The organism is Streptomyces sp. AM25, assembly GCF_058146165.1.
This window is the reverse complement of record NZ_JBKIWN010000009.1, coordinates 348,637-367,565: the sequence shown is the minus strand read 5'-3', so window position 1 is coordinate 367,565 and position 18,929 is coordinate 348,637. Positions and strand designations below refer to the sequence as shown.

Here is an 18,929-nt window from a genome sequence, read left to right as displayed (position 1 = left end):
GCTAGGAGGAGTTGGATGTTCCAGAACGCCGACGAGGCCACGAAGTTCATCAAGGACGAGGACGTCAAGTTCGTCGACGTCCGCTTCTGCGACCTGCCGGGTGTGATGCAGCACTTCACGGTTCCGGCGGAGGCCTTCGACCCGGCTGAGGAGCTCGCCTTCGACGGCTCGTCGATCCGCGGCTTCCAGGCCATCCACGAGTCCGACATGGCCCTGCGCGCCGACCTCTCCACGGCCCGGGTGGACCCCTTCCGCCGCGACAAGACCCTCAACATCAACTTCTTCATCCACGACCCGATCACGGGCGAGCAGTACAGCCGTGACCCGCGCAACGTGGCGAAGAAGGCCGAGGCCTACCTGGCCTCCACGGGCATCGCGGACACCGCGTTCTTCGGCCCCGAGGCCGAGTTCTACATCTTCGACAACGTCCGCTTCGAGACCACCGCGAACCGCTCGATCTACGAGATCGACTCCGAGGCCGGCGCCTGGAACACCGGCTCCGAGGTCAACAACCGCGGCTACAAGGTCCGCTACAAGGGCGGCTACTTCCCGGCCCCGCCGGTCGACCACTTCGCCGACCTGCGCGCCGAGATCTCCCTGGAGCTGGACAAGGCCGGCCTGAAGGTCGAGCGCCAACACCACGAGGTCGGCACGGCCGGCCAGGCGGAGATCAACTACAAGTTCAACACGCTGCTCGCCGCGGCCGACGACCTGATGCTCTTCAAGTACATCGTGAAGAACGTCGCCTGGCGCAACGGCAAGACCGCCACCTTCATGCCCAAGCCGATCTTCGGCGACAACGGCTCCGGCATGCACGTCCACCAGTCCCTGTGGAGCGGCGGCGATCCCCTCTTCTACGACGAGCAGGGCTACGCGGGCCTCTCGGACACCGCCCGCTTCTACATCGGCGGCATCCTCAAGCACGCCCCGTCGCTGCTGGCCTTCACCAACCCGACGGTGAACTCCTACCACCGCCTGGTCCCCGGCTTCGAGGCCCCGGTCAACCTGGTCTACTCGCAGCGCAACCGCTCCGCCGCGATGCGCATCCCGATCACGGGCTCCAACCCCAAGGCCAAGCGCGTCGAGTTCCGCGCCCCGGACCCGTCCTCGAACCCCTACCTCGCCTTCTCGGCCCTCCTCCTGGCCGGCCTCGACGGCGTCAAGAACAAGATCGAGCCCGCCGAGCCGATCGACAAGGACCTCTACGAGCTCGCCCCCGACGAGCACGCCAACGTCCCCCAGGTCCCGACCTCCCTCCCGGCGGTCCTGGAGGCCCTGGAGGCGGACAACGAGTACCTCCAGGCGGGCGGCGTGTTCACGTCCGACCTGATCGAGACCTGGATCGACTACAAGCGCACGAACGAAATCGCGCCGATGCAGCTGCGGCCGCACCCGCACGAGTTCGAGCTGTACTTCGACATCTAAGTCGATATCCAAGTCGCCCGAAACGACTGCTGGACAGCGACAGCAGTGAGGCCGAGCCCCGTCACCGCTTCGGCGGGTGGCGGGGCTCGGTGCTGTGTGCCTCTTCTACGGCACGCTGAATTCATCAGGAGACGGATCGGGGTCAAGCCGGTGGGGGACGGGAACCACGCCGAGATCGCCGCCTGGCTCACCTGGCAGTGCATACATCACCGGCCTGACCTCCGTACCCACGCCAACAGGGGCCTGCGCGTCGAGAGTTACTGCACCTGATCGGCGTGGAGGACGAAGTGCCGTACCGGGATGGCATGGTGGGCGAGGCCCGTGCTGATCTCGTGCCAGTACTGCTCGACCAGGACGGTCATGGGCACTACCAGAGTGCCGCCGGTGTAGTCGAGTACGCGGCGGGCGGTCTCCACCACCAGCGGCCGCCACGGCGGCCAGTGCTGGAAGTTGTCCGTCACGGGCAGCCCTGGCGTGATGTCCATGTGCGTCTCGCCGACCTTCTCGGCATCGAACACCCGAGAATCCGGGATCAGCTGCTGCACGAGGGGACTGGTCGTCGTCCTGCCTGCGCCATGGGTGCCGTTCAGCCATACGATCACGGGATCGACGCTAGCGGTGTGCGAGCCATGAGTCCGTGCCGGTCGAGTCACGGAACGGGCACGACAGAAGACCGACCGGCGGCAAGCTCCTCCAGGCTTGCTACCGGCCACGCCTCATTCCGCCCCTCGCAGCAGCGCCCGTGCCTCGGCCGCGCCGCGTGCGGTGGTCTCGGCGTGCGCGGTCTGCGCATGCGCCCGGCGGCAGTCACCGCAGAGCACCTCGTCGGCCACGGGGCGGAACAGGCGCGGCTGGATGTGTTCACCCCTGCACTCCACCATCGCGCTGACGCGCGACGGCGGCAACGAAGGCTCGGTGGCAGTGCGTTGCTGTGGGATGGCAGGAACGTCCGGCATCTTGCGGACGAGCCGGTCGCGGACGAAGGCCTCCGGGCAGTGGACCGGATCCGGCAGGCCGTGGGTCAGGGCCTCGCGCAGGTCGGTGATCGAGGCGCCGCGCAGCAGCCACTCGGCTGCGAGCGGGGCGAGTCGGGTCACTTCGCTGCCGGTGAGGCGCAGTCTGCGTTCGCGGTGGGAGATGGAGGCGAGGGCCTGGGCTCCTCGTTCGGCGAGAGGGTGCGGCTCCGGCAGCGGGGAGGGCTGGGAGGGCGGGAGGTGAGTCTTCTCCCCCGTCTTTTCCTGGTGACGCCCGACGGACCGACCGACCGGCTCACCGACGGCCGGTTTCACGGGAGTCGGTGACGCGCCGTCCCGTACCGCCAGCGCCTTCTCGGGCGTCAGCGGCACGTTGGAGATCAACTGCCGTGTCGTCCACCGTCCGTCCCGGCCCTGCACCCGCCACTCGTGAAAGTACCGCTAGTCGCGCAGCTGTCGCTTCGCGTTCTGGAAAGCGCTCGGCTTGATGCCCGCCCTGCGCGCCGCCTCCGACAGCGACACGTCCGCCCCCTCCGGGAGCGACAGCAACCACAGCGCGATACGGATGGCCGCCTCACCGAGGCGAGGATGGCGGATGATCTCGTTCGGTACTTGGGTATAGCGGCCTGCGGGCGCGCTAGCATGCTTCAACATCTGTTTGGGAGCTTCCTTCTCCTCTCGGGTGTAGACCCCTGTTGTCGGTTGCAGCCGAGACAGGGGTCGCCTCGTATACGGACGAAGCAACCCGATACCCGGAACGTAACCCGCACGCGCCACCCCACCGCCCTCTTTGTCGGCGCAACACCCATGTGGGTTAAAGAGACCCCTCCGGCCCCCGGCCCCCGCCCACCCCTACGATGACGTGGACGTATCAACGACGGCATCGCACTATAACGGGCACAACGGGGGAATTTCATGAGCTTCATGGACCGTCTACGTGGCGAGTTCATCGACATCATCGAATGGACCGACGACAGCCGGGACACGATCGTCTGGCGCTACCCGCGCTACGAGAACGAGATCAAGATGGGCGCCAAGCTCATCGTGCGCGAGTCGCAGGTCGCCGTCTTCGTCAACATGGGCCGGATCGCCGACGTCTTCGTACCGGGCATGTACGAGCTGCAGACCGGGAATCTGCCGATCCTGTCGACTCTGCAGGGCTGGAAGTACGGCTTCCATGCGCCGTTCAAGGCAGAGGTCTATTTCGTCACCACCCGGCAGTTCACGGACATGAAGTGGGGCACGCAGAACCCGGTCACGGTGCGCGACACCGAGTTCGGCATGGTGCGGCTGAGGGCGTTCGGCGGGTATGCGGCGCGGGTCACCGATCCCGCCAGGCTGCTCACCGAACTCGCCGGCACCGACCCGCAGTTCCGCACCGAAGAGGTCGAGGACTACCTGCGGCAGCTGATCGTCGGGCGGCTCGGCACGCTGCTGGGCAGTTCGGGCATTCCCGTGCTCGACCTCGCCGCGCGCCAGACCGAGCTGGGCGACCGGCTCGGCAGGATGCTGACCGAGGAACTGGCGGCGTCGCACGGCATCTCGATACCGAAGTTCGTCATCGAGAACATCTCGCTGCCGCCCGAGGTCGAGCAGGCCATCGACGCCCGCAGCCGGATGGGCATCATCGGGAACCTCGACAACTACGCCCGCATGCAGGCGGCGGACGCGGTCCGGGACGCGGCGAACAACCCCGGAGGCGCCGGGGAAGGTGTCGGCCTCGGGCTCGGCATGGCCGCCGGCCGGCAGATGGCGCAGGCGTTCATGCCCCAGCAGCCCTATGCGCCCGCCGCCCCTGCGCCCGGCGGTGCGGCCGTTCCGCCGCCGCTGCCCGGTCAGCAGCAGCACCAGTGGTACGTGGCCGTGGACGGGCAGCAGCAAGGTCCCTACGACCACGCGACGTTCACCGGACACATCGGCTCCGGAGCGGTACGGCCCGGCATGCTCACCTGGCGGGACGGCATGGCGGGCTGGCAGCCGGTGGAGCAGGTCCCCGAGCTCGCCCAGTACTTCCGTGCCACCCCACCGCCGCTGCCGCCGCAGGCGTGACCGGCCGCCAGGATTCTGTGACCCCATGAACTACCAGCCACAGCAGCCGTATCAGCAGCCCTATCAGCAGCCTTACAACCCTTACCAGCAGCAGCCCTATCAACAGCCGTACCAGCAGCAGCCGCAGCCGCAACCGCAGCAGCCCCAGCCGGGACCCGCCCCCCAGCAGTCCTACGCCTGCCCCTCCTGCGGCTCCACCGCCGAATACGCCCCCGGCACCAACTCCCTCCGCTGCCCCCACTGCCGCTTCGAGCAGCCCATCGCCCCCGTCGATCGCGAGGTGCGGAAGCATGCCTGGGAGGAACTGGCGACCCTGCCGGTCAGGCCCCGGGCGGCCGGCGTGCAGGTTCTGCAGTGCCCCGGCTGCGGTGCGTCCACCGAGACCGGCGCCCTCTCCGGGCTCTGCCAGTTCTGCGCCACCCCCATGGTCGCCTCGGCCGCTGCCGACCGGATCGCGCCCGAGGGCCTGGTCCCGTTCCAGGTGGACAAGCGGGATGTGCACGACAACCTGCGCAAGTGGGCCCGCTCCCGCTGGTTCGCGCCGAACAGCCTGAAGAAGGTGAACTCGGCGGAGTCCCTGCACGGGACGTACGTGCCGCACTGGACGTACGACGCCGCGACCGCGTCCTCGTACAGCGGCGAGCGCGGCGAGGAGTACACCGTCGGGAGCGGCGAGAACAAGGAGACCAGGGTCCGCTGGTACTCGGTCCAGGGCACGGTCCAGCGGTTCTTCGGCGACGTCCTCGTCCCCGGCGCCGGGGACCTTCCGGCCGACCGGCTGGAGGCGCTGGAGCCCTGGTCGCTGAACCGGGCGGTGCCGTACCAGGAGGCGTATCTGGCCGGATTCCGGACCCAGCGGTACGACGTCGAGCCGGAGGCGGGTTTCCAGTGCGCCCAGGAGAAGATGGCCAAGGTCATCAAGAAGGACGTCGAGAAGGACATCGGCGGTGACCGGCAGCGGGTGCACTCGGTCAACACCAACTACGGTTCGGTTACGTACAAGTTGATGCTGTTGCCGGTGTGGTTCGCATCGTACGTCTACAACGGCAAGCAGTGGGAGGTCATGGTGAACGCCGAGACGGGCGAGGTCACCGGTGACCGCCCCTACAGCCCCTGGAAGATCGCGTTCGCAGTCACCCTGTCGGTGGTGCTGGTGACACTCGCGGTCGTGCTGAGCCGACATCACCATCACTAAGGGCACCACCGCCGGGGAACCGGCGGTCGACGTGCTCCCCGGCCCGAAGACCGGGGAGCACGTCAACGCACATTACCGGCCACCTCGATCATGAACCGATCAACGCCCTGGCCGTCACATCGCACACCTCGGCCCGCCCAAAACGCAGGCTATCGCCGCATAGCGGACGTCATCAACGATCCCTCGAGCGCCCGCACGTTGACGCAAATGCATCGGTCCTCATCCAGCCACCTCGACCAACATCATCTGACGCTGCTTCACTTGCGCGGCGGAGCTCCCTCCGGGCCGGACCGGCCCGTTCCGGGGGCTCCTTCTTGATGCATGCGCCCAGATGGAAGGAAACCGGGGATGTCGCAGCCGGAGCAGCACACGGCAGGCCGGGCACAGCTCAGTCTGGGGATCGCCGCCGCGCGGAACCTGGCGACCACCACCAAGACCGTTCCGCAGATGCAGGGCCTCAGCTCGCGGTGGCTGCTGCGGATGCTGCCCTGGGTGGAGGTCAAGGGCGGTACGTACCGGGTCAACCGGCGGCTGGTGCACGAGGTCGGCGACGGGCGGGTGTCGTTCGTCCAGGAAGGGACCTCCGTCAAGGTCGTCCCCGCCGAGCTGGGCGAACTGCCGCTGCTGCGCGGGTTCGACGACGCCGGCACGCTGCAGGAGCTGGCCTGGCGCTGCGAGCAGCGGGAGTACGGGCCCGGCGAGGTGATCGTCGAGCAGGGCGGTCCCGTCGACCGCGTCCACCTGATTGCGCACGGCAAGGTCGAGAAGCTCATCGCCGGACAGTACGGCGATGCGACCCGGCGTGGCGTGCTGGCCGACGGCGGGTTCTTCGGCGCGGAGGCGGTGGCCGAGGAGCCGGGCGCGTGGGGGTTCACGGCACGTGCGATGACGGCGTGCACGGTGCTCACGCTGACCCGGGCCGCGTACCAGGAGATCGCCGCCCGCCACGCGGGGCTGCGGGACCACGTCCTGCTGCGCCAGGCCGAAAAGAACCGGCCGCAGAACCGCAAGGGCGAGGCGGCCATCGACCTCGCCTCCGGCCACAGCGGCGAGCCGGTGCTGCCGGGCACGTTCGTCGACTACGAACTCCGGCCGCGCGAGTACGAGCTGAGCGTCGCGCAGACGATCCTGCGGGTGCACAGCCGGGTCGCGGACCTCTACAACGAGCCGATGGACCAGGTCGAGCAGCAGCTGCGCCTGACCATCGAGGCCCTGCGCGAGCGCCAGGAGTCGGAGCTGGTCAACAACCCCGAGTTCGGGCTGCTGCACAACGCCGACTACAGCCAGCGCATCTCCACCCACTCCGGCCCGCCCACCCCGGACGACATGGACGAGCTGCTCGCCATGCGGCGCGGCACCAAGGCGTTCTTCGCGCACCCGAAGGCCATCGCCGCCTTCGGCCGTGAATGCAACAAGCGGGGGCTCGCGTTCGACACCGCCGAGGTCGACGGCCACCCGGTGCCGGCCTGGCGGGGCGTGCCCATCCTCCCGTGCGGCAAGATCCCCGTCACGGAGGCGGGCACGTCCTCGATCCTCGCCATGCGGCTGGGCGAGGAGGGACAGGGCGTGGTCGGCCTGCGCCAGACCGGGATACCCGACGAGTACGAGCCGGGCCTGAACGTCCGCTTCATGGGCATCAACGAGCAGGCGATCATCTCCTACCTGGTCAGCACCTACTACTCGGCGGCCGTTCTCGTGCCCGATGCGCTCGGCGTCCTGGAGAACGTCGAAGTCTTCGGCACGCCGTCCTAGTTCCGGGGAGAGAACTCCGTGTCGCTGCTGACCCGTATGACCGCGCCCGCGGCCCGTCACGACGTGGCGCGGCTCGTGGCCACCCTGCTCGCCGCTCCGCACCAGGACGCGCGTCCGAAGAGCTTCGCCCTGCCCACCGGGCCGACGGGGCTGGGCACTTCGGCCGCCCGTATCACGCCCGGCAGGAAGGCGGCCGGCACCGGCGTCCCCGATCTCTACTGCCCGCCCGCGCTCCGCGACGACCCGGCGCTCGCCGAGGAGGTCAACGCCCGCCTGGTGGCCTGGGCCGGGGAGATCGGCCTGTACGCGGGCCGGCTCGACCGTGTCCGCGCGGCGGACTTCGGGCGCCTGATGATGCTGGCCCACCCCGACACCGACGACCCGGACCGGCTGCTGGCGGCGGGCAAGTGCGCGCTGGCGGAGTGGGCCACGGACGACTACTACTGCGACGACGAGAGCATGGGATCCGCGCCGGCCCTGCTCGGCGCACAGCTCGGCGTCGCCTACGCGGCCATGGACCCCGCCCACCCTCCGCTCCGTCACCTCCCCTCCGTGGAACAGGCCATGCGGGACGACCCGGTACGGGCCGCCCTGCGCTCCGGCTTCGCGCACCTGGCCCGGTACGCGGACGCGTCCCAACTGGCCCGGCTGCACCACGAGGTGGCCGTGCTGTTCGTGGGCTACGGGCAGGAGGGATCCTGGCGCATGCAGGGCCGGATGCCCGCCGTGTGGGAATACCTGGCGCACCGCCAGATCAACAGCTTCATCCCCTGCGTCGCGATGACGGACGTGGTGGGCGGCTACACCCTCTCCGCCGCCGAGTACGCCGACCCGCGGGTGCGCCGCGCCGTGACCATGGCCTCCACGGCCGCCACGCTCGTCAACGACCTGTACTCGATGGCGAAGGAACACCACTCGGACAGCGTGGAGTTCAACCTGCCGACCGTCATCGCAGCGGAGGAGCGCTGCTCACCGCGCGAGGCGGTCGAGCGCAGCGTGGCCGTCCACGACGAACTGGTGCACACCTTCGAGACGGAGGCGGCGGCCCTGGCCGCCACCGGCTCGCCCGAACTGCGCCGCTTCCTCGCGGGGGTCTGGGCCTGGCTCGGCGGCAACCGCGCCTGGCACAGCGGCAGCCCCCGCTACACCTCGCCGACTTCCTGACACCCGCACACTGCAAGGAGCACCACCATGACGACCACCCCCGAGCCCGTCCTGCGCACCGCCTACCAGCAGTCGGTGGCCGACTACTGGAACAAGGAGAAGGACCCGGTCAACCTGCGCCTGGGTGATGTCGACGGCCTCTACCACCACCACTACGGCCTCGGCGACTACGACCCGTCCGTCCTGGACGGCCCCAAGGACACCCGCGACGAGCGCATCATCGCCGAACTGCACCGCCTGGAGTCCGCCCAGGCGGACGTCCTCCTCGACCACCTCGGCGACGTGCAGCCCACCGACCGCCTGCTGGACGCCGGCTGCGGCCGTGGCGGGAGCAGCATCATGGCCAATGCCCGCTTCGGCTGCCGGGTCGACGGCGTCTCCATCTCCCAGGCCCAGGTGGACTTCGCCAACGGCCAGGCCCGCAAGCGCGGTGTGGACGAGACGGTCCGCTACCACTTCCGCAACATGCTGGACACCGGCCTGCCGACGGGTGCCTTCCAGGGCATCTGGAACAACGAGTCCACGATGTACGTGGACCTCTTCCAGCTCTTCGCCGAACACGCCCGCCAGCTCGCCTTCGGCGGCCGCTACGTCGTCATCACCGGCTGCTACAACGACGTCACCGGCGGCCGCTCCAAGGCCGTCAGCCGCATCGACGAGCACTACACCTGCAACATCCACCCCCGCAGCGCCTACTTCAAGGCCATGGCCGCCAACGGCCTCGTCCCCATGAACGTGGTGGACCTGACGCCCGCGACCATCCCCTACTGGGAACTGCGCGCCCAGTCCTCCCTGGCCACCGGCGTCGAGGACCCCTTCCTCACCGCCTACAAGGAAGGCAGCTTCCACTACCTCCTCATCGCCGCCGACCGGATCTGAGCGGACGCGGGGATACCTGCTGCGGACCCCGAGGCCGAATCCGGCGCCCCCGGCGGCCGTTGCCTGGACAGCGTCCGGCAGGCGTCCCAGACTGCCGGGCGGATCGTCCCGGACGGGACCACGGTGACACCCGAGGAGCCGCGCATGTCCGCGCCTGTCTTCGACCACAGCGCCACCGCATACAGCCTGCCCCTCGCCTACGCGATGGCCCGGGCCTCGGAGCTCGCCTACGAGGACGAGGCGGTCATCGAACGGCAGGCTGCCGACTGGGGGTTCGGGCGCGTGCGGCATCACTCCACGCGGTTCACCCCGCCCTTCCCCCTGGAGGACACCCAGGCGTTCACCATGGCCGGCGACCGGATGATCGTCACGGCCTTCAGGGGGACGGAGCCGCGGAAGCTGCGGGACTGGCTCTCGGACGTCGAGGGGGTGCCCTGGCCCGGGCCGGACGGGATGGGGTACATCCATTACGGGTTCGGGGAGGCGCTCAAGTCCATACTCGACGACGTCAGGAACACCCTCACGGAGCTGCGCGACAAACAGCAGACCGTGTGGCTGACCGGGCACAGTCTCGGCGGGGCCCTCGCCATGCTGGCCGGGTGCCGGCTGCACTTCGAAGAGCCGCATCTCACCGCGGACGGGATCTACACCTTCGGGCAGCCGCGGACCTGCGACCGGGCGCTCGCCGACGCGCACGACAAGGCGTTCCCCGGGCGCATGTACCGGTTCGTCAACGACAAGGACGTCGTGCCGCACCTGCCGCCCGAGCCTCTCTACTGGCATGCGCAGGCCCTGCGGCACATCGACGGCGCGGGCGCGGTGCGCGAATCGGCGCCGCTGCTCGGCGGGTTCGGCGAGCACGTGGAACGCATCGCGAAGGACATCTGGGACGTCGGTGACGCCTTCCGCGATCACGGGGTCGCGAAGTATGTCGCGGCGCTGGAGAAGGGCCTGTCCTAGTCCAGCGGCTGCGCGTACGTCACGTACTTCCGCTCCACCGCGAACCCCATCCGCTCGTAGAGTCCCAGCGCCCCGGTCGGGTTGGCCGTGTCGACGACGAGTTCCGCCCTGGTGTAGCCGTGGCGCGCGGCCTCGGTCAGGGTGTGGGCCAGCAGTGCGTGCGCCGCGCCGCGGCCCCGGTGGGCCGGGAGGGTGCCCAGGTGGCCGATGGTGCAGGAGCGGCGGCCGGTGGCCGCTCCGTCGGCGACGTACTCGTCGGCGAGGAGGTACGCCGCCACGTCCCCCGCGGCGTCGAGCAGCAGGGCGGAGAGGCCGGGGCGGAACGAGCGGGCGCCCGTGATCCAGGTGTCCCAGTCGGTGCGGTCCATCCCGGTGTGGTTCCAGTGGTCGCGGAAGGCCTCGTTGTGCGCGGTGCGGGTCGCTTCGTCGTAGGTCTCGTCGAAGGGCACCAGGCACAGACCGGACGGTAGGGGGGCGGTGACGGGCCCGTCCTGCAGGTCGTTCGCCATGCCGAACCAGTAGCGGCAGGGCGCGAACCCGGCACGGGTTGCCAGCACCGCCAGGCCCTCGTTCGTGTCCACCCCGTCGATCAGCAGTTCTCCCGGTACGCGCGCGTGGCGCTCCGCCCGCATCGCCCGGGCGCGGGTCCGCATCCAGGCGGTCAGCTGTGCGCCGATGCCGCGGCGGCGCCGGGCGGGGTGGACGGCGGCCGCGCCGGCGTAGCGGGCGATCTCCCGGACGTGGTCCGGCTCGTACACCATCGCGTACGCCACGAGATGCCCGGCCTGCCACACGCCCACCGCGTTCTTCGCCAAGTCGAGCTTGGGATCGGTGAGTTCGTCCAGGACGTCCGCCTCGTCGGCGTGCATGCCGGTCCTGTCGGTCCGTTCGACCGCCGCCCGGAGCTCCGCGAGGGCCGGGGCGTCCGCTGTCTTGAGAGGCTGGAACGTGACATCCATGGGCAAACCGTACAGAGATGCCAACGCATACGTCGAAGAGATTTTCGGGTGCCGTGTCGCACGACGGTCGCATGCACTGTCACATGTCGCCACAATCGCCACCCTCGGTGTTGCCATCCTCACGCATCTCGCCCCTTCTTCAAGGGTCGGTAAAACCGCGGCAGCTGATAGAAAAGGTCATCGCCAGCAACGGCTGTCCGCAGCAGCCACGCCCGGCACAGCAGACCGCCCGCGGCTCCCTTGAAGGAAGACACATGCCTGCCATACATCCGCGCCCAGCGGGCGTTCCGCAGTGAGCCTCATAGCTCGGCCCGCCGCCCCGGAGACAACCGTCGGCCGCGCCCCCGCACCGCAGACGCGGCTGGACTCGCTCACCGGGCTGCGGTGGTTCGCGGCGCTGCTGATCTTCTGCTACCACTTCGCCTACGACCAGTCCGTCGGCACCCCCAAGCACCTCGGCAGGCTGAGGGACGTCACCTTCGCCGGGCCCTCGGCGGTCTCCTTCTTCTTCGTCCTCTCGGGGTTCGTCCTCGCCTGGTCGGCACGGCCGAACGACACGGTCACCGGCTTCTGGCGGCGCCGCTTCGCCCGCATCTACCCCAGCCACGCGGTGACCTTCTGCGTCGCGGCGCTGATGCTGCTGTGGATGGGACAGACGCTGAATCCCGCCATCGCGCTGGGCAATCTGACCCTGACCCAGGCATGGGTTCCGAACCGGTCCGACTGGTGGTTCGGCTTCAACGGCGTCTCGTGGTCGCTGAGCTGCGAATTCCTCTTCTACTTCACGTTCCCCTTCCTGGTGCGCCCCATCCGGCGGCTGTCGGCCCGCGGACTGTGGGCCGTCGTCGCCCTGGGGAACCTGTTCGTCGTGGGCTACCCGATGTTCATGAACGACATCGCGCACGCCACCGGCTGGAACTCGAAGTACTTCCTCTACATGCTGCCCGCCGCACGGCTGCCCGAGTTCGCCGTCGGCATCGCCCTCGCGCTGCTGGTGAAGAGCGGCGCCTGGCGCGGCCCGGGCGTCGTGGTGAGCGTCGCCCTGTCCGTGACGGCGGTCTTCGCCGTGGTGCACCTGCTGCCCTACGAGTACCGCTGGGGCGCGGCCACGGTGATCCCGTACACGCTCACCATCGCGGCGGTCGCGCGGGCCGATGCGCGCGGGGAGGAGTCCCCGTTCCGGCACCGGGTGCTCGTGTATCTGGGTGAGGTCTCCTTCGCCTTCTATCTCGTGCACGAGATGGCCATCTACAGCACCAACTACCTCCTCAAACAGCACCACCTCGTCCTCAGCATGACCGTGCAGGCGGGGCTGGTCATGGCCATCGCCCTGGCGGGAGCGGTCGTGCTCCACGAGTACGTGGAGAAGCCGGGCGTGAAGCTGCTCACCAGGAAGCGGCGGAAAGCCCGGCCGGCAGCGGTGTGAGGGGCGGGGGCCCGGGCCCCCCCCCCCCCCCCCCCCCCCTTCCCGGTTCAGTTCGCGAACTGGATCAGCACCCGCACCACGCGGCACGTCGTGTCCGACGGCGGGTGCACCCCGATCCGCTCCGCCGTCGCACTGATCTTCCTGTCGGTCGCCTGCTCCGGCCGGTACACCCCGGAGTGCAGCAGCGCTATCGCCAGGCGCATCGCCTTCAGCTGCCGGTTGTGCGCCTCGTACCAGGCCCTCGGGCGGCCTGCGGGCATCCTCTGCTTGGGAAGGGTGTCAAACGTCGTGGCTGCGCCCATCGGTATCCCCCTGTGAGTGGTCGTACAGCCTCTCTCAACACCCTCCATTTTACTGCCGGGCACTGACAAACGCCCCTGGTCAGGCGTCATTTGAAGACTGTTTGTCGGACCCCCGCGATACCGTGTGCGGCATGGAGATCTGGATCAATCCCGCCTGTTCGAAGTGCCGCAGCGCGCTCTCGCTGCTCGACGCCGAGGGCGCCGGCTACACCGTCCGCCGCTACCTGGAGGACGTGCCCTCGGAGGCCGAGATCCGCGCCGTCCTCGGCCGCCTCGGGCTGGAGCCGTGGGACATCACGCGCACCCAGGAGGCCGACGCCAAGGAGCTCGGGCTGAAGGACTGGCCGCGGGAGGAAGGCGCGCGCGACCGCTGGATCGCCGCCCTCTCCGCGCACCCCAGACTCATCCAGCGGCCGATCATCACTGCGGACGACGGCTCCGCGGTCGTCGGCCGCACCGAGGAGGCGGTGCGGGAGGCTTTGGCCAGGGCTAAGGGCTGACCGGGGCCGTACGGCCCGTACAGCGGTATAACGGGTGGTGTGGCATGTCCCGCGACGAGGCGGGAGGGAGCGGCACCCATGAAGCACGCACTCGAGGCACAGCGCATCGGCGACGCCCAGGGCTACCTGCCGATCGAGGACCACGGGATCATCGGTGACCTGCACACGGTGGCCCTCGTGGGGGTGGACGGCACGATCGACTGGTGCTGTCTGCCGCGGTTCGACTCCCCCTCCGTCTTCGGCTCGCTGCTCGACGCCGGGATCGGCGGGTCGTTCTCCGTGAAGGTCCGCGAGGTCGAGCGGACCAAGCAGATGTACATGCCCGACTCGAACGTGCTGCTGACCCGCTTCCTGGCCCAGCGCGCGGTCGCCGAGCTGTACGACTTCATGGTGCCCGACCACCCGTCGTGCCCGGCCTCCGGTGCGCGGCAGATCGTCCGCCAGGTGCGGGTGCTGCGCGGGCGGGCCACGGTCGAGGTGTGCTGCCGGCCCGCCTTCGACTACGCCCGCGCCCCGCACGCGGTGCGGCTGGTGGAGGGCGCCGGTGCGGTCTTCACCAGCTCCGCCGGGACGCTGGTGCTGCGCTCGTCCGTGCCGCTGCAGACCGACGGCGACGCCGTGCGCGCGACGGTGACCCTGGAGCCCGGGCAGTCGCTGGAGCTCGCCGCCCAGTGGGGCGAGCCGGGCAACGGCTCGATGCGCGCCATCGACTGCCCCGAGGCCACCCGGCTGCTGGACAAGACGCTGCAGTACTGGGACAGCTGGCTGCGGCACTCCAACTACCAGGGCCGCTACCGCGAGACGGTCGAGCGCTCGGCCCTCGCGCTCAAGCTGCTCGTCTACCAGCCCACCGGCGCCCTCGTCGCCGCCGCGACCACCTCGCTGCCGGAGTCCCCGGGCGGCGGCCGCAACTGGGACTACCGCTACACCTGGATCCGCGACGCCGCCTTCACCCTCTACGCCCTGATGCGCCTGGGCTTCACCGAGGAGGCCGCCGCCTTCATCGACTGGCTGCACCAGCGCTGCGTGCAGGCGCCCCCGGGCACCGGCCTCCAGGTGCTCTACGGGATCGACGGGCGCCCGGAGCTGCCCGAGTCGGTGCTGGAGCACCTGTGCGGCTACCAGGGCGCCCGGCCCGTCCGCATCGGCAACGCCGCCGCCCAGCAGCTCCAACTCGACATCCACGGCGAGCTGATGGACTCCGTCTACCTCTACAACAAGCACGGGGAGCCGATCTCCTACGAGTTGTGGGAGGCGCTGGCCCGGCAGCTCGAATGGCTGGAGAAGCACTGGGAGGAGCCGGACGACGGCATCTGGGAGACCCGCGGCGGCCGGCAGCGCTTCACCTACTCCGCGCTGATGACGTGGGTCGCCTTCGAGCGGGCCATCCGCATCGCCCGCCACCGCGGCATGCCCGCGCCGGTCGAGCAGTGGCGCGACACAGCCGCCTCCGCCTACCGCTTCGTGCAGGACCAGTGCTGGACGCCGGAGCTCGGCGCCTACTGCCAGTACCCGGAGAGCGCCACGCTGGACGCCTCGCTGCTGGTGATGCCGCTGGTGAAGTTCGCCGGGCCCAAGGACCCGCGCTTCCTGTCGACGGTGCGCGGCATCGAGGAGCAGCTCGTCAGCGACAGCCTGGTGCACCGCTACCGGACGGACGGCAGCGACGGACTGACCGGCGGGGAGGGCACGTTCAACCTGTGCTCGTTCTGGTACGTGGAGGCGCTGGCCCGCGCCGGGCGGGTCGGCGAGGCGCGCTACGTCTTCGAGAAGATGATCACGCACGCCAACCACCTCGGGCTCTACGCCGAGGAGATCGGGCCGGCGGGCGAGGCCCTCGGCAACTTCCCCCAGGCGTTCACCCACCTCGCGCTGATCAGCGCCGCCACCAACCTGGACCGCGCCGTCGGCAGCCACCACGGGCCCGCCGCCCGCCAGTGGCACACGGGCTGAGCGGTCACCCGGCGGAGGACAGCACGGGGAAGGCGTTGCCGCTGTCGCTGCAGCGCAGCGTCCACGGCGGGCCGCCCTGCTCGTGCAGCCGGACGTCGATCTCGGTGGCGGGACGGCCGCCCGGCACCGAGGAGTGCGCGGCGGTGCAGGCGATCTGGCTGACGGCGGCGGGCTGCAACTCCGAGACGGGGACGGGCAGATCGACGTCCACCGCGCCGGTGGCCGCGGTCGCGTGCACCGGGCCGATCGTGTCCGGGACCTCGGTGATCAGGCCGCGCGCCCGCTCCGCCGGGGTGGGCCCCGCGAGCAGCAGGTCCATGGCCCGCTGCGGGCCGGCCGCGGTCCGCTCGTGGCGGGAGACGGCCTGGATGCCGACCGGGGAGAGGAAGAAGATGCGGGCGGTGGTGTAGCTGCCGCCGGGCTCCTGGATGCCGGTCGCGGGCTCCCCGGCGCGGACGAGGCCGGTGGGGGCGATGCCGCAGCCCGGCAGGATGCACACGGCGCCCAGGCACAGGGCCAGGGCGCGTCCGATGGGTCGGCGCGGGCCCCGCGGCGTCCGGCGCTGGGGGCACCTCTGGGGGCACCCCCAGCGGTAGCTGGGGGAGGTAGCTGGGGGAGCATCGCAAGGCGGAGCATCATCCGCGTACTGGGCGTACTCGGGTGATGCGACAACGCAGCGAGGTGCCGTGCCTGGGGGTACCCCCAGCGGTAGCTGGGGGAGCGTCGCGGGGCCTGTGCCGACCCATCGGACGCGCCCTAGCAGCGTGCCGCGGCGGCCGGTCACGGCTCCTCCGTCAGCGGCAGGTCGACGGTGAACACCGCGCCGCCCTCCGGCCTGTTGGCCGCCCGCAGGGTTCCGCCGTGCAGCCGGACGTTCTCCATGGCGATGGCCAGGCCCAGCCCGCTGCCCTCGGAGCGGACGCGGGCGGCGTCGGCCTTGTAGAAGCGGTCGAAGACGTGCGGCAGGACCTCGGGGTCGATGCCGGGGCCGCTGTCGCTCACCTCGATCAGCAGGCGCCCGCCGGCCGCCCGCGCCGCCAGCCGCACCGGCGGGCCGCCGTGCCGCAGGGCGTTGCCGACGAGGTTGGCGACGACGACGTCGATGCGCCGGGGGTCGAACCGGGCCCGTACCCCCTCGGGCAGGTCCGCGGTCACCCGGTCCTGCCAGCCGCGGGCCCGGAGGGTCTTGCGGAGGGCGAGGGCGACGTCGACCTCGTCCCGGTGGAGGGCGGCGGCTCCGGCGTCGAAGCGGGAGACCTCCATCAAGTCCTCGGTCAGCCGGGTGAGTTTACGGGTCTCGCCGCTGATCAGCCGGACGGCGTCGGCGGTGTCGGACGGCAGCTGCGCGGCGTCCTCGTCGAGCACTTCGGTGACGGCGGACATGGCGGCGAGCGGGGTGCGCAGCTCGTGGGAGACGTCGGCGGCGAAGCGGCGGGAGTTGGCCTCCAGGCGGCGCAGCCGGGCGTCGTCCTTCTCCAGGGCGGCGGCCATGGCGTTGAACGTGCGGGTGAGGTCGGCGAGTTCGTCGGTGCCGGTCACCTTCAGACGGGTGTCGAGCGCACCGCCGGTGATCTTCTCGGCGGCCTGCCGCAGCTGCCGTACGGGCCGGAGCACGCGGCGGGCGGCGAACAGGGCGGGCACGACGGCCAGGGACAGCGCGGGCACGGCCCCGGCCTGGGCGGCGGTGACCAGGGAGGAGATGTCGCCGCGCTCGTCGGCCAGCGAGAACTCCGCGTAGACGTCGAGCCCGGAGGCCTTGTGGCCACTGCCGGTGAAGGTGACCGGCATGCCCATGGTCAGCCAGGGGCCGCCGTTCCGCTCGACGCGCTGGTAGAGCGGTTCATTGCGGCTGCGCACCGCGCTGCGCAGGGCGCCGGTGACGACGCCGGCATCGCCGGGCAGGCGTTCGGGGACGGCGGGACCGTTGCCGTACGCGGCGGAGGTGCGCCAGTTGCGGGAGCCGCCGGCGCGGTCGAGCTGGAGGGCGAAGTTCTGCAGGTCCTGCGGCCTGGGCGGGAAGGGCAGGCCGGGGGCGAGGGAGTCGATCTGGGTGCGCAGGTCGTGCACGGCGGTGGTCTGGGTGCGCTGCAGGATCGCCTCGCGGGCCTCGCGGAAGGTCAGGACGGCGGTGATCAGGGCGCTGAGGGCGGAGACGGCCAGGAAGGCGATCACGAGCCGGGTGCGCAGGCTCTGGGAGAACGCGCGGGTTCGCACAGTGGTCGATTCTGCTGCCCCGGCGTGCTGAACAGGGTTCCGGCCTCCGTCTCCCCGAGGCAAACTGCTAGTCATCTTTCGGTAAAGCAGCGTGATTTGATGGGGGCGGCCCCCGTGCCACGCACCCGCCCCTTCCCCAAGGCCTTCCTCAAGGCTTTCCCCAAGGAGAGACAGTGCCGTTCACGAAGACCGCCAGATCCGCCACGCTGCTCGCCGCCGCCACCGCCGCGCTCGCCACGGCCCTTCCCGCCCCGGCGGCACAGGCGGCCGCGGTGCCGCAGCTGAAGGTGCTCACGTACAACACCTTCCTGATGTCCGCCAATCTCTATCCCAACTGGGGCCAGGAGCACCGGGCCGAGGAGATAGCGGCCGCCGACTTCTTCCGGGGGAACGACGTCGTCGTCCTCCAGGAGGCCTTCGACAACAGCGCCTCGGAGACCCTCAAGTCCCGTGCGGCGGACCAGTATCCGCATCAGACCCCGGTGGTCGGCCGGGGCAAGGACGGCTGGGACGCGACGGGCGGCAATTACTCCTCCACGACCCCGGAGGACGGCGGGGTCGCGGTGCTCAGCAAATGGCCGATCGTCCGCAAGGAACAGGTCGTCTACAACGACGCCTGCGGCTCGGACTGGTGGTCCAACAAGGGATTCGCCTACGTGGTGCTGAATGTGAACGGCACCAAGGTGCATGTCGTGGGCACACACACGCAGTCCACCGACAACGGCTGCAAGGCGGGCGAGCCGGCGGCCCTGCGGGCGAAGCAGTTCCGGCAGATCGGCGCCTTCCTGGACGCCAAGAAGATCCCGGCGGACGAGCAGGTGATGCTCGCCGGCGACCTCAACGTGGACTCCCACAGCCCCGAGTACGCCTCGATGCTGAACGACGCGGGCCTCGTCTCCGCGGACGCCCGCACCGGGCACCCGTACTCCTTCGACACGAAGGAGAATTCCATCGCCTCCTACCGTTACCCCACCGACGCCCGCGAGGACCTCGACTACGTCCTCCACTTCAAGGGCCACGCGAAGCCCGCGAACTGGCGGAACACCGTGGTCAAGGAGCAGTCCGCACCGTGGACCGTCTCCAGCTGGGGCAAGCAGTACACGTACACCGACCTGTCGGACCACTACCCGCTGATCGCGGGAGCGGGGGCCAGCTGACCCCGTTGTCAGTGGGTGGT

Annotated in this window: 17 protein-coding genes and 1 pseudogene; 11 read left to right on the top strand and 7 right to left on the bottom strand. The window is 70.2% G+C overall.

The features are described from left to right. Nucleotides 1-15: 15 nt before the first annotated feature. Nucleotides 16-1,425: a type I glutamate--ammonia ligase gene (gene glnA / locus ACLHRZ_RS14355; protein ID WP_490418783.1), complete on the top strand. Its 1,410-nt coding sequence runs from the start codon at nucleotides 16-18 to the stop codon at nucleotides 1,423-1,425. Nucleotides 1,426-1,691: 266 nt separating this feature from the next. Here glnA and ACLHRZ_RS14350 read toward each other — a convergent pair. The 3 genes and pseudogenes from ACLHRZ_RS14350 to ACLHRZ_RS14340 all read right to left on the bottom strand — a co-directional run. After that, a pseudogene (locus ACLHRZ_RS14350) lies at nucleotides 1,692-2,027 on the bottom strand (ATP-binding protein); the annotation flags it as partial. A 114-nt stretch (nucleotides 2,028-2,141) separates the two neighbouring features. Further along, complete coding sequence (locus tag ACLHRZ_RS14345; RefSeq protein ID WP_490418782.1) at nucleotides 2,142-2,771, bottom strand: hypothetical protein; 630 nt, start codon at nucleotides 2,769-2,771, stop codon at nucleotides 2,142-2,144. A gap of 69 nt (nucleotides 2,772-2,840) precedes the next feature. Then, nucleotides 2,841-3,053 carry a hypothetical protein gene (locus tag ACLHRZ_RS14340; RefSeq protein ID WP_490418781.1) on the bottom strand — a complete coding sequence of 71 codons (213 nt, stop codon included), beginning with the start codon at nucleotides 3,051-3,053 and terminating at the stop codon, nucleotides 2,841-2,843. Nucleotides 3,054-3,323: 270 nt separating this feature from the next. Here ACLHRZ_RS14340 and ACLHRZ_RS14335 point away from each other — a divergent pair, with 270 nt between their 5' ends. From ACLHRZ_RS14335 to ACLHRZ_RS14310, 6 genes are all read left to right on the top strand, one after another. Beyond that, nucleotides 3,324-4,448 (top strand): SPFH domain-containing protein, encoded by a 1,125-nt coding sequence (locus ACLHRZ_RS14335; protein WP_490418780.1) that lies wholly within the window; start codon nucleotides 3,324-3,326, stop codon nucleotides 4,446-4,448. Nucleotides 4,449-4,473: 25 nt separating this feature from the next. Next, complete coding sequence (locus ACLHRZ_RS14330; protein ID WP_490418779.1) at nucleotides 4,474-5,643, top strand: TFIIB-type zinc ribbon-containing protein; 1,170 nt, start codon at nucleotides 4,474-4,476, stop codon at nucleotides 5,641-5,643. Nucleotides 5,644-5,991: 348 nt separating this feature from the next. Next, on the top strand, nucleotides 5,992-7,395 hold the full coding sequence (locus ACLHRZ_RS14325) for a family 2B encapsulin nanocompartment shell protein (RefSeq protein WP_490418778.1): 1,404 nt from the start codon (nucleotides 5,992-5,994) through the stop codon (nucleotides 7,393-7,395). A gap of 18 nt (nucleotides 7,396-7,413) precedes the next feature. Then, nucleotides 7,414-8,559 (top strand): family 2 encapsulin nanocompartment cargo protein terpene cyclase, encoded by a 1,146-nt coding sequence (locus tag ACLHRZ_RS14320; RefSeq protein ID WP_490418777.1) that lies wholly within the window; start codon nucleotides 7,414-7,416, stop codon nucleotides 8,557-8,559. A gap of 27 nt (nucleotides 8,560-8,586) precedes the next feature. Continuing rightward, nucleotides 8,587-9,438 carry a geranyl diphosphate 2-C-methyltransferase gene (locus ACLHRZ_RS14315; protein ID WP_490418776.1) on the top strand — a complete coding sequence of 284 codons (852 nt, stop codon included), beginning with the start codon at nucleotides 8,587-8,589 and terminating at the stop codon, nucleotides 9,436-9,438. A 144-nt stretch (nucleotides 9,439-9,582) separates the two neighbouring features. Then, the gene (locus ACLHRZ_RS14310; RefSeq protein ID WP_490418775.1) at nucleotides 9,583-10,398 is read left to right on the top strand and encodes a lipase family protein; all 816 of its coding nucleotides are present in this window, start codon (nucleotides 9,583-9,585) and stop codon (nucleotides 10,396-10,398) included. Here ACLHRZ_RS14310 and ACLHRZ_RS14305 read toward each other — a convergent pair. Next, the gene (locus tag ACLHRZ_RS14305) at nucleotides 10,395-11,357 is read right to left on the bottom strand and encodes a GNAT family N-acetyltransferase (protein WP_490418774.1); all 963 of its coding nucleotides are present in this window, start codon (nucleotides 11,355-11,357) and stop codon (nucleotides 10,395-10,397) included. The genes ACLHRZ_RS14310 and ACLHRZ_RS14305 overlap by 4 nt on opposite strands. Nucleotides 11,358-11,649: 292 nt before the next feature. Between ACLHRZ_RS14305 and ACLHRZ_RS14300 the strand changes: the two genes are divergently transcribed. Continuing rightward, the gene (locus ACLHRZ_RS14300; protein WP_490418773.1) at nucleotides 11,650-12,783 is read left to right on the top strand and encodes an acyltransferase family protein; all 1,134 of its coding nucleotides are present in this window, start codon (nucleotides 11,650-11,652) and stop codon (nucleotides 12,781-12,783) included. A 47-nt stretch (nucleotides 12,784-12,830) separates the two neighbouring features. Here the strand turns inward: ACLHRZ_RS14300 and ACLHRZ_RS14295 are convergent, their stop codons facing one another. Beyond that, a complete protein-coding gene (locus tag ACLHRZ_RS14295; RefSeq protein ID WP_490418772.1) occupies nucleotides 12,831-13,085 on the bottom strand; it encodes a hypothetical protein in 255 nt (84 codons plus the stop codon). A 131-nt stretch (nucleotides 13,086-13,216) separates the two neighbouring features. On the opposite strand from ACLHRZ_RS14295, the gene ACLHRZ_RS14290 reads away from it, so the two are divergent. Continuing rightward, a complete protein-coding gene (locus ACLHRZ_RS14290; RefSeq protein WP_490418771.1) occupies nucleotides 13,217-13,585 on the top strand; it encodes an arsenate reductase family protein in 369 nt (122 codons plus the stop codon). A gap of 78 nt (nucleotides 13,586-13,663) precedes the next feature. Beyond that, nucleotides 13,664-15,538, top strand: coding sequence for a glycoside hydrolase family 15 protein (locus tag ACLHRZ_RS14285; RefSeq protein ID WP_490418770.1), 1,875 nt, complete (start codon nucleotides 13,664-13,666; stop codon nucleotides 15,536-15,538). Between the two features lie 4 nt (nucleotides 15,539-15,542). Here the strand turns inward: ACLHRZ_RS14285 and ACLHRZ_RS14280 are convergent, their stop codons facing one another. Both ACLHRZ_RS14280 and ACLHRZ_RS14275 read right to left on the bottom strand, forming a co-directional pair. Beyond that, nucleotides 15,543-16,037, bottom strand: a complete 495-nt coding sequence (locus ACLHRZ_RS14280; protein ID WP_490418769.1) for a hypothetical protein — start codon at nucleotides 16,035-16,037, stop codon at nucleotides 15,543-15,545. Nucleotides 16,038-16,318: 281 nt separating this feature from the next. Beyond that, complete coding sequence (locus ACLHRZ_RS14275) at nucleotides 16,319-17,752, bottom strand: ATP-binding protein (RefSeq protein ID WP_490418768.1); 1,434 nt, start codon at nucleotides 17,750-17,752, stop codon at nucleotides 16,319-16,321. 173 nt (nucleotides 17,753-17,925) lie between these two features. Here ACLHRZ_RS14275 and sph point away from each other — a divergent pair, with 173 nt between their 5' ends. Beyond that, nucleotides 17,926-18,909, top strand: a complete 984-nt coding sequence (gene sph, locus ACLHRZ_RS14270; RefSeq protein WP_490418767.1) for a sphingomyelin phosphodiesterase — start codon at nucleotides 17,926-17,928, stop codon at nucleotides 18,907-18,909. Nucleotides 18,910-18,929 lie beyond the last annotated feature (20 nt).

Excerpts from the sequence above, each read along its gene's own strand:
- ACLHRZ_RS14335 (WP_490418780.1), top strand. The coding sequence starts at position 3,324 with ATGGACCGTCTACGTGGCGAGTTCATCGACATCATCGAATGGACCGAC.
- ACLHRZ_RS14340 (WP_490418781.1), bottom strand. The coding sequence starts at position 3,053 with ATGTTGAAGCATGCTAGCGCGCCCGCAGGCCGCTATACCCAAGTACCG.
- ACLHRZ_RS14295 (WP_490418772.1), bottom strand. The coding sequence starts at position 13,085 with ATGGGCGCAGCCACGACGTTTGACACCCTTCCCAAGCAGAGGATGCCC.
- ACLHRZ_RS14315 (WP_490418776.1), top strand. The coding sequence starts at position 8,587 with ATGACGACCACCCCCGAGCCCGTCCTGCGCACCGCCTACCAGCAGTCG.
- glnA (WP_490418783.1), top strand. The coding sequence starts at position 16 with ATGTTCCAGAACGCCGACGAGGCCACGAAGTTCATCAAGGACGAGGAC.
- ACLHRZ_RS14310 (WP_490418775.1), top strand. The coding sequence starts at position 9,583 with ATGTCCGCGCCTGTCTTCGACCACAGCGCCACCGCATACAGCCTGCCC.
- ACLHRZ_RS14285 (WP_490418770.1), top strand. The coding sequence starts at position 13,664 with ATGAAGCACGCACTCGAGGCACAGCGCATCGGCGACGCCCAGGGCTAC.
- ACLHRZ_RS14290 (WP_490418771.1), top strand. The coding sequence starts at position 13,217 with ATGGAGATCTGGATCAATCCCGCCTGTTCGAAGTGCCGCAGCGCGCTC.
- ACLHRZ_RS14330 (WP_490418779.1), top strand. The coding sequence starts at position 4,474 with ATGAACTACCAGCCACAGCAGCCGTATCAGCAGCCCTATCAGCAGCCT.
- ACLHRZ_RS14305 (WP_490418774.1), bottom strand. The coding sequence starts at position 11,357 with ATGGATGTCACGTTCCAGCCTCTCAAGACAGCGGACGCCCCGGCCCTC.
- ACLHRZ_RS14325 (WP_490418778.1), top strand. The coding sequence starts at position 5,992 with ATGTCGCAGCCGGAGCAGCACACGGCAGGCCGGGCACAGCTCAGTCTG.